Raw genomic sequence first — 10,568 nt, forward strand, 5'->3', positions numbered from 1 at the left:
TTTGCTCAGCGGCTATCCGTTTTTTGCGGCGGCGATAGCTATGGCCAAGCTGATGAACTGGTGGCAACAGGCACTGCTGCGCAGCATACCACCGGGCTGTGAGGCAGAAGAGAGGGCTGCATAAAATATGTCAGGCTGCATATCTTATGCAGCCTATATACTTTACATGACAATCTATTGACTATGGGGTGGACACTGTTATATATTTATAATACAGTAAAGTTTATGTGTACTTTTTTTATAATATATCATGAAACATTATGAGGAGTGAGAGTATGACGAAAACCATTCCGATGACGATTGCCCTTGGCATGCTCATGACGTGTCCTGCATGGGCGCAGTCGCCGATACCGACCTTTGATAAAGAGGCTGTGACCACCCATCCGTATAACCGGACAGGGCAGCAGGATGTTGTCGTAGACGACGAGATGTCTGATGGCTATCGGCCCGGCAATACGGGTACGGAAGAAGACCCGGCTTTTTATGTTCGTCAGATTACCTTGACGGGCTTTGCCCTGCCCGACGCACAGGGGCAGCTGCAAGAGATACTGCAGTCCTACAGCGGCCGCAGCGTTCGCGTATCGGAGCTGCAGGAGCTGACCGATAAAATCACGGCCTATGCCAAAAACAACGGCTACACCGTAGCGCAGGCTGTCGTTCCGCCTCAGGAAATTGCCGACGGCAGCTTGGAAATTAAAGTGTACGTAGCGAAATACGACGAGATCCGCGTGACGGAAAACACATCGGATGTAGCAGATTCCGTTCTCGAAGGCTACCTGCACAAGCTCAAGGCCGGCGACGTCATGACCGACCGCAATCTGGAACTGGCTATGAATAATCTCAACGACCTGCCCGGCGTGATGGCCCGCGCTGTCCTCCGTCCCGGAAAGGAAGCAGGGACGACGGCTGTCGACGTACAGGTACAAGACCGGCCGGTGTGGAACAACTATGTCTTTGTTGATAATGGGGGTGGCTACTATTCAGGCCGCTACCGTTACGGCTTCAACACGGAAATCAACAACCTCAGCCATAACGGCGACAAGATTACCCTGAGCGGCATGTTGTCCAGCCACGACGTCAAAAGCTACAGCGTCCGCTATGAAACGCCCGTAGGCTACGACGGCACGCGCGTCGGCATTGCCTACAGCCAGAGCATGTACGAACTCCATACGAATGATTTCTATAACTCACTTGGCAAATCGAGAGGCATTAGCATCTACGGCATGACGCCCTTGTACCGCGACCGCATGAATCGCCTGACGGCTATTTACGGCTACGACCGCCGCCGCATCGAAGACCGGCTTAATTTCAGCAAGTTGTTCGGCATACCGGAAATTAAGACGGAAAAGGATGCCGACGTATGGCATGTCGGCATCAGCGGCAGTCAGTATTATCCCAATGAGTTCACTCAGTACGACCTGATTTACTGGTACGGAGACATCCAGAGCGACGGCGATGGAGGCAGTGCGCCTTACGATGGAGTGTACCATAAGCTGACGGGCAGCGTCATGAAAATCTGGTATGACGGCCCGTGGAATTACCGCGTCCGCTTCCAGGGGCAACTGGCGAACCGCGCTTTGGACGGCAGCGAGCAGTTCTACCTCGGCGGAATTAACGGCGTCCGGGCCTACGGCAACGGCGAAGGCTACGGCGACGCCGGCTGGCTGGGCAGCGCCGAAATCCGCCGCCAGACAGGCATCGAAGGCTTGGAAGTTGCGGCTTTTATCGATGCTGGCTACGTCAATAATAAAGATTTTGATGCTGCGACAGAGCACCTGTACGGCTGGGGCCTCGGCCTGCGCTACAGCCTGCCCAACGATTGGTACGCTCAGCTCGACTGGGCCCGCAAGATCGACGGCCGCCGCGACCTGTCTGAGCCGACGGACCACGACGACCGCATTTGGTTCCAGCTCTATAAGATGTTTTAATCAGCCCCATAAACTAGTGATGGAGGAATATATATGAGTAAACATGAAAAATATACGCGCTTAAAACGGCAAATCGCCTTGTGCCTCGTCATGGGAGCGGCTATGTTTTCCGCTGCGCCGATGGCTTTTGCAGCGACGTCTGTCGTAGCGAATAATCAGTTGCCGGGAGACATTTTGTCTCACATAGGGAATGTTCATAAAGATACAAATGGTAATACAATGACAATTACTCAAGGGGAGCATAATGCGGTCATTAAATGGGATAAATTTGATGTTGGCGGCAGTGCGACTGTTAACTTTAAAGGGCCTGACAAAGATTATAATACACTTAACTATGTTTCTGGCGGCAATATGTCTCAAATTTATGGGACAATCAACGCTACGTATGGCGATGGTATAAGAGGTGGCAATATTTATATCGTAAATCCGTCAGGCGTGCAAATCGGCAACAGCGCCCAGATTAACGTAGGCAGTTTGTATGTGTCGACAAATACGTTGGATGACAGAGCATTGAATAAGTTTTATCAATCCGCTGGGAATCCAGACTTCCAATTAGGTGGTAAGCCTAATACAGATGCCGAACTCATGAGTTTGGGCAACATCAATGCCATTAATGTAACTTTTGAAGGCAACGGTCGTATCGTCATTGACACGGAACGCATTAAAGAGGTTACAGGTGATAGTAAATTAACGGCTAAAGATATTGTGGTTCGGACAAGTGATGCAAGTAAATTAATCTTGGGATATGATGCGTATGTAGATGAAGATAAAGATAATGATGGGAACATTGACGGCTATAAAGATTCTGCTCCTAATCAAAATTTAGCTACAGTTTATGAAGGCGATACGACAAAAGTCGTTACAGGCTATATGTGGGTCGAAGACGTAGAACAGCTCCAGGCCATTAATACAAACCTCGGCGGCAACTATGCCCTGCGCAACAGTATTGATGCGACGGGTACCGCAAGCTGGGATGACAATGATGGTGATGGCAAATATGAAGGCTTTAAATCTATTGGTGTCAATGCGGACGGTAAGGTTGCAACAACTGATATTGGCAGCGAAACGAAATATGGTTTTTACGGAAATTTTGATGGGTTAGGCTATAATATTTTTGGTTTAACAATTAATAGAGCTATATCTAATGTCGGTTTATTTGGCGTTGCTCATGATGCGAATATCAACAATGTAACACTTGTAGGCGGCAGCATTACCGGCGTCAACGTAGTTGGCAGTGTTGTCGGCGCGGCGCTGGGCAATACGCATATTAGCAATGCTACTAACAGCGCCTCTGTAACAGGCAACATGGATGTTGGCGGCATTGTTGGCGCAAGCAGAATGGAATATAATGGTAATTATACTGAAAAAGAATCCAGCGTTACTTTTACTAATTTAATTAATACGGGTTCAGTCACTGCTAGTGCAAAGAATACTGGCGGGTTAATTGGTTATATGCATCACGGGACTTTAACTGGTAACAGCTATAACCTTGGCAACGTATCCAGTAAAGGTCATAATGTCGGCGGCTTAGTCGGACATGCGATTAATTCGACTATCGGTGATGGGGAACATCTTGTTTATAACGTTCTCGACGTAACAGGCGCTTACAATGTCGGCGGCATCGTCGGCAATATAGAAGGCAGTGGCAGTACCGTGAAAAACGCCGAAAACAGCGGCACCGTGACAGCGACCAGTAGTAAGGAAGATACCTATACATATCATACTGGCGAGACTAACCAAGGTAATTTACCAAGGGGTACACAATTAGATAGTGGTGTAGCCAGTATAACGGTAAATGTTGCAAACGTAGGTGGAATTGCAGGTACTTCTAATCAGAGTGTGATTGAAAATGTAACGAATAGCGGTGATGTAAGCAGCCATAAACAAGAGGGAAATAATTTTTATGATGCCGGCAATGTAGGCGGAATAGTTGGCAGTGCTGTTGATACCAAGATTACTAATGCTACCAATCGTGAAAACGAAGTGCGGGGCGCGCACAATGTTGGCGGCGTAGCAGGATATTTTGGCGGCAAGGGTACTGTTACTGCGGGTATTAATGATGGCGGCGACATTATGGCAACCGGTGCTCGCAATGCAACTGATTTTGTAAAAGAACAGGTACGCCCTCAAAACGAAAGCAATGAAGAATTTATTATAGGTAATATCGGCGGTATAGTTGGTTATATGGACGGCGACAAGGTTTATGTAACCGGCAGTGCCAACCGCGGTACGGTGCATACAAGCGAACCTGCTGACCCGGCAGCTGTTAAAGACTGGGAAAAAGCTGCCAACGTTGGCGGCGTGGTTGGCAAAATTGACCGTAGCGACACACTAGAGCTTAAGAATATAATGGAAGATGTAACTAAGGCAGCCGTATCCAACAGCTACAACACCGGCGATGTACTGGGCTATACAGGTGTTGGCGGTGTTGTTGGCATGATGTATAACGGCGAAGTAGCAGGTTCTTATAATCTTGGTTATTTGCGTACTACGCGGCAATCTACAATTGGCGGTAGCATAGATTCTTTAAATATGGGTGGTATAGTTGGTGATACTACTGAAGGCAACGGTTCCGTTGTACTTTATGATGTGTACAACAAAGGGCAGATTGGCGACAGCGAATTTAAGTATTTTGGCCGCCATGTCGGCGGAATCGTCGGTCGTCTTTCCGGCACGGTAGAAAAAGCCTATAACACCGGCGCTATTTACAATGGTTATAATGTTGTCGGCGGCATTGCGGGCTGGATGCCTAACGGAAGTATTGAAAATTCTTTTAATACTGGCAATATTACTGTTGTAAACAATAATAATGCAACAAGTCAGGTTGGAGGTATTGTTGGCGCGGCAAGTGCAAATAAAGACATAACGATAAATAACGTCTATAATCTTGGTACATTAAGAAGTTTTAAACCTAATAATAATTCAGGTGATAATGCTATTGGAGGAATAGTTGGTGGTGTAAATGGTAAAGGTGGAACTGTATCAATAACCAATGCTTATACAACCGGTAACATTTATGCTGCTCTTACTAGTTTGATTGGCGATAGTAATAAATATTATTATGATCAAACATACTCTAGTAGTGATAATTTGCACATTGGCAGTATTTACAGTGAAAACCGTGATGGTGCAACGATAGAGGTTAAAAATACTTACTACATCAAACCAGCAAAAGATGAAAATAAGAATTCGTTGTTTACTGAATTAACCGATAACAGAAATAACTCTAATAAAGCAATAGCCTTTGAAAATAAAGATCAAATATCTGAATATCAATATGATAAAGATGGTGAGCATTATTCATTAACATTCACAACTCAATCAGGAGGTAATGTTGATGGTGGAAACCAAGACATAGTTGCTTCCGATGATAACTGGCGTATTTACGATGACAACACACCCATATTAAACGCTTTTTTGCCTAAAGCTGAAGATTATTTTTATGATAAAAATCTTTCTGTTGAAGGAATTGGTTCTATTCAGTACGGCACAGCCTATGACCCGTTGCTGACCATTATCAATGCGGCAAGTGGAACTACTGAATTGAAATATAATTGGACAGCCCTTGGCATCAACAGCGCGGCAGGCATTGCTGTTTACGGCGCAGGCTTAACGCTTAATGATTTTAAAGCAACAGGCGGCAGCGGTTTCTTCGGCGGTACAATTTATGCCGACGGCGCGTTGAATATTAACGGCAATGCTAACAACATCAATATCGGCAGCGCGGCAGATATTTACGGCTCTGCTGTCCACATCACAACCGATGGCAAAGTAACCATTTACGGCGATGTAACCGCTACCGGAAATGGTACAACAGCAAAAAATGATCCTGATATTGATGGCAGTGGTAGTATAACAATTAACGCCGGCGATGTTGACGTATACGGTAAATTAACCTCGGCAAGCGATACGCAAGGTTCAACTGTAACAATTCCCGGCATCAATGACACCGCTGTTGGATGGACACCGGGGACAATCGATGATCCCTATGAAAGTATGGCAGATATTGCCGACCGTTTTGCTCATACGACCGGCGATTCTAAAGTTGATGGCAATATTACGATCAACGCAGGCACTAAACTTGTTGTTGATGAAAACGGTAATCCGATTTTGGATGCAGACGGTAATAAGCAATATGTTAATATTGGCGATGGCAATGTAAACCTCTACTATGGTAACAAAGGCGAAGGCCTTATTACCTCCGGCGGCGATTTAACTGTAACCGGTAGGGGCGACGTATATGTTGACAGCGACCTCGACATTGGCGGAGATATGACGCTTACCAGTACTGGTGCAGACAGTGAAGTGTTACTTACTTTAACCAATATTGGCAAAGTGCAGGCTGATAGATTTACTGATGTTATAAAAGGTGCTATTAACGGAAAAGATATAAATTCTTTAACACCTAATGATATAGTTAGTGCTGTAAATCAAGCATATCCCGGACTTGCATTTAAGGATGAACAGGCTGGGTATATAATTACTGCATTACAGAATGGCGGGGATAATAAAGCTGAGGCCCTTGAAACATTAAATGATGAAATAGCCGTTGCCTATCTGCATGACTTTATGCACAGTTTTGGTAAAAATACCGATAGTGAGATTGCCCTTAAGGCTACGTCTGGCAATGCTAAACTGACTGTTGATATGTGGGTAGAAAATGAGGGTAAATATAATTTTGGAAAATATGATAAAAATTTCCCCGGTACAACTGATAATCATAAATTTAAGGATGAGCTGGATAATTTAAGCTTTACTGTCACTAATACATCGACTAATGACAAGATAACAGATGCCAACAAAGCAGTTTATGTAGAAGTAAGCACTGGTGAGCAGTTGAAGGGGATACAGGATTATGTAAATTCTGGGGTTGAAAATGCTTCTGATGCTCTTGGATTTAACTATGCGTTGATGGGTGACATCAATGCCAGCCAGGTGGAAAATTACGAAGCAATCGGCGGTGATAATGGGAGCTTTACCGGTACCTTTGACGGTCGCGGCAATCGCGTTATTGGGTTGAAGGTTACGGGTAATAACGCCGGTATTTTCAGCACTGTTGGCGACGGCGGCGTCGTGAAAGACGTCAACATTTACAGCGGTACCTTTACCGGTACAACAAATGCCGGTTCTGTGGCTGGCGTCAACAACGGCCGTATTGAAGGCGTTGTAACCTTTGGTAATACGGTAACTTCTGATGGTAACGCAGGCGGCATTGCAGGTACAAATAATGGTAAAGGTACTTTTGATACAGACGGAAAATTAACCGGCAACGGCATATATGACGTGGAAAGCACCAGCAGCGTCATTGCAGACAGTGAGTTTGCCAATGCAGGCGGTTTAGTTGGTACGAATGACGGCGCGCTGGGCAACAGCTTCAGCGACAGCGCCGTAACCGTTGCAACTGGCAATACATTAGGCGAAGGCGTCGGCCTTGGCGGCGTTGTCGGCGTGAATAAGGGCGATGTACAGTACGTCGACAGCCTGGGCGTAACCAATGGCGGCGATACCGGCAGCAGTGATATTGGCGGTATTATCGGTATCAACAATGGTACTATGTACAGCGGCTACAACGAAAGCATCGTCAGCGGCAAAGATAACGTCGGCGGTATTATCGGCACCAATGCCGAAGGTAAAAAAGTAACCAACGTGGTAAATGCGACGCGCGTTACCGGCGATGAGTCTAATGGTCAATTTGTCGGAGGCCTTGTCGGGGCGAACAGCGGCAACGTAACCAATGGACGCAACAACGGAGAAATTACGGGTCATGACTATGTCGGCGGACTTGTCGGTGAAAACCAAGAAAATTCTTCCTTGAAAAACTTGGTCAACGATAGTTCGGCTTTCATTACAGGTGACAATTATGTCGGCGGCATTGCCGGCAGCAATGCTGGGGAGATTACGGCTACAAATGAAGCTGCTGGTGACGAAGAAGACGACAGCAAGCTCATCAACCGCGGTACGATTACAGGACAAACGTATGTCGGTGGCGTGGTAGGGAAGAATACGGAAACTGGTACTATTACCAATACAAATAATAATATTGTCCTTCAAGTAAAAGATAAAGATGCTGTCGGAGAGGACGCTGCTAAGTACTTTGGCGGTGTTGTCGGTGAAAATAGCGGCACAATTAAACATGCAACAAATGAAGCGAATATCATTGCTGAAGAAGCTATGTATGTCGGTGGTATTGCCGGATCTAATACGCAAACTGGTAAGCTTATCGGCATGGGCAACAGTAATGAAGGTAATGTCGTCGGCAATCAGTTCGTCGGCGGCGTTATCGGCAAAAATGAAGGGTCTATTGGCAATGCCGATACGATCACTACGATTTTTAATGCCGGGAAAGTAGTAGCGCTGGCCGGCGGGGCAGGCGGTACCATGGCCCATAATACTGGCAATATTACAAATGTTAAAATGACTAATGCCGGAGAAGTAACAGGCAGTCCGGCTTATGATAAAATTAGTGGCAGTACAGGCGGCTTAATTGGCTACAACGAAGGCAAGATTACCGACTCTGTCCTTGAAAACGTCAAGGAATTTGAAATAAGCGATACAGGCGGCGTGGTTACTGGTACGGTCAATGTCGGCGGCGTCATCGGCTATAATAAAGGCGATATTAGCACTACGACTTTGAGAAATACGGCCGATATTACAATAGACAACCAGAATGGAGAAAAAGCTCAAAACATCGGCGGTCTCATCGGCAGAAATGAAGGCACCATTACCGGCGGGCGAGATGACAAAGGTGAGTACTATAAATACCAGGTTTACAACAACGGCACGATTACCGTCAATGGAACAGGTGAAAACGTCGGCGGCCTCATCGGATACAATGCTAAGAACACCGATACCAATAAACCGGGCAGCTTAGATGCGGCGTATAACACTGGCGCCATCGTCGCTAACAACAGCCAGAACGTCGGCGGTATCGTTGGGAACAATGAAGGCGCAGTCTCCCAGGTCTTCAATACGGTTTTGGGTGAGAAGACATCCATTTTAGGGGAGGAAAATGTCGGCGGCCTCATCGGCTCCAACTCTGGCAGCTTAAACGAAGCCTATAATACGACCGGCGTTTCTGGTAGTAGCATCGTAGGCAATGCTGTAGGTGTCAACTCTGCTACTGGTACTATTACGAATATACTCGACGTCACGAATACGGGCAATACGCTGATTGGATATAATCAAGGCAAGGTGGACGGGTCCTATACGTCGGCAACGGCTGAAGCGAACGGTTCTCTGGGCATTACGTATATTTCGGAAAAAGATAAGTTGTTACAGGACAGCTATAAGAATAGCTTGACTGATAAGGATACGTGGCGGTTCTACGACGGCTACAGCACGCCCTTGTTGAAAGTCTTCCTGACGACCTTGCAGGTTGACGGTTCCAAAGTCGACATCACATACAACGCCGGCGAGCAGGACCTCAATATTGGAGATCTCATCTATGGGAACAATCCGGCCATCAAGGCGCCTGATGCTGAGCAATCTGGGCCGCACGATGCCTTCAATGGCTTTGGTGCTTATGAGAATACGAAGGAAGAAGGCGGCCTGGGTGAAAGCTCCTTGCTGCATAATACAACCGGGCAGAAAAATGCAGGTCGCTATGACAACTGGCTCTTTTCCCAGCAAATCGCGGCAAGCGGTGAAGGGGATTCGTTCAATCCTAACAATCTCGGCTATGACATCGTATATACAAAGGATAAGGGTATCGAAGTGAAGAAAGCGACTTTAGACATCGTCTTAGACGATATTTCCCGTGTGTACGGGAGTGGAACTATCTCTGATGGTAAAAACTATGGATATACGTTCGGCCAGAAGGGATCGGAAATGACCGAGGCGATGAAAAAAGAGCTGGCTAGCATGGGGTTTGAGGTAACAGGTGACGATGCTGTCGAGAATTTAGCTCCGGGAAAAACGACGAATAATGTTGGAGACTACACGTGGTCGGCCAAGTTCGAATTGAAAGGTAACTTGAGTGATAACTATCAATTTGCTGGCGGCAGTACGCTTACTGGCAAATCTTCCGTGACGAAGGCTGATCTTTCTATTCAGGCCAACGATGAAAATATCGCCTTGGGAGGAACGCCGAATTTTACAGGTTTGGTCAATCAGTTTGTTAACGGTGATTCCTTTAACGTCCGCTTTGGCACGGACAAAGATTGGACGTCTACAGCCGGCCGTCACGAAAGTGTCATCGGCTTCTGGGGCGACGATGGGGTGTTTTATCAACAAGGTTCTTCCATTCCAGATACGCTCTTTGGCGGCAACTACAATGTATATTTTATGCCGGGGACGCTGACCGTCGGGACGATGCCTGACATCCCCGCTTGGGAATTCCCCGGCGGCCGTTGGGACTACCTGTACAACGACGCGCCATTTGACCGCAACCGCGATTTCCGCGAACGGAAAGCGGAAATCAACTTTGTCGACGGCGGCATGGAAATTTAAGTTCAAAGGTATTAAAAAGAGGGACTTTCGCGTTGAAGCGACGCCTAAACGTTAGATACTCTTTCTAAGAGAATATGGCGTAAGCAGCCGGAAGGGCTTGTTGTCTGTGAAAAGCAGGCGGCAAGCCCTTCTGTTTTTTCTCGATGGTGTAAGTATTGTACTGCACTGGATCGTGCGTCGGCTCTTTAGGTA

General features: G+C 46.7%; 2 protein-coding genes. Both read left to right on the forward strand.

The annotated features are described in order from the left end of the window. Positions 1-275: 275 nt before the first annotated feature. The gene (locus tag E0L13_RS11380; RefSeq protein ID WP_168062503.1) at positions 276-1,928 is read left to right on the forward strand and encodes a ShlB/FhaC/HecB family hemolysin secretion/activation protein; all 1,653 of its coding nucleotides are present in this window, start codon (positions 276-278) and stop codon (positions 1,926-1,928) included. Positions 1,929-1,961: 33 nt separating this feature from the next. Continuing rightward, positions 1,962-10,376: a filamentous hemagglutinin N-terminal domain-containing protein gene (locus E0L13_RS11385; RefSeq protein ID WP_168062505.1), complete on the forward strand. Its 8,415-nt coding sequence runs from the start codon at positions 1,962-1,964 to the stop codon at positions 10,374-10,376. The last annotated feature ends 192 nt before the right edge of the window (positions 10,377-10,568 follow it).

Origin of the sequence: Megasphaera sp. SW808 (assembly GCF_012027795.1) — a bacterium.
Classification (GTDB): domain Bacteria; phylum Bacillota; class Negativicutes; order Veillonellales; family Megasphaeraceae; genus Megasphaera; species Megasphaera stantonii.

What these genes read in the sequence shown, in the direction of transcription:
- E0L13_RS11380 (WP_168062503.1), top strand. Translation starts at nt 276, where the DNA reads ATGACGAAAACCATTCCGATGACGATTGCCCTTGGCATGCTCATGACG.
- E0L13_RS11385 (WP_168062505.1), top strand. Translation starts at nt 1,962, where the DNA reads ATGAGTAAACATGAAAAATATACGCGCTTAAAACGGCAAATCGCCTTG.